This window comes from Pseudomonas fluorescens (genome assembly GCF_041354075.1).
Classification (GTDB): domain Bacteria; phylum Pseudomonadota; class Gammaproteobacteria; order Pseudomonadales; family Pseudomonadaceae; genus Aquipseudomonas; species Aquipseudomonas fluorescens_CE.
Genome location: NZ_JARZGC010000052.1, coordinates 1 through 498 on the forward strand (window position 1 = coordinate 1; position 498 = coordinate 498).

The following is a 498-nucleotide window of genomic DNA, read 5'->3' on the forward strand; positions in this document are numbered from 1 at the left end:
CTGGTGCTGTCCCTGGCGTTCTACGGCATGTCGACCTTCGAAGGGCCGATGATGGCGATCAAGACCGTCAACGCCCTCTCCCACTACACCGACTGGACCATCGGCCACGTGCACGCCGGTGCCCTGGGCTGGGTGGCGATGATCACCTTCGGCGCCACCTACCACATGGTGCCCAAAGTCTTCGGGCGCGAGCAGATGCACAGCACCCCGCTGATCAACCTGCACTTCTGGCTCGCGACCATCGGCACCGTGCTGTACATCGCCTCGATGTGGGTCAACGGCATCACCCAGGGCCTGATGTGGCGCGCGATCAACGACGACGGCACGCTGACCTACTCCTTTGTGGAGGCCTTGCAGGCCAGCCACCCCGGCTTTGTGGTGCGCTTTACCGGTGGCGTGTTCTTCCTCTGCGGCATGCTGCTGATGGCCTACAACGTCTGGCGCACCGTGCGGGTGGCGGACGTGCGCCTGGCCGAACGTGAAGCGCAGATTGCCTGA

1 protein-coding gene is annotated in these 498 nt (G+C 64.3%); it reads left to right on the top strand.

Going from position 1 to position 498, the window contains the following annotated elements; genetic code table 11:
- A partial coding sequence (locus tag QIW53_RS27195; RefSeq protein ID WP_371052681.1) for a cbb3-type cytochrome c oxidase subunit I occupies positions 1-498 on the top strand: 498 nt, incomplete at its 5' end.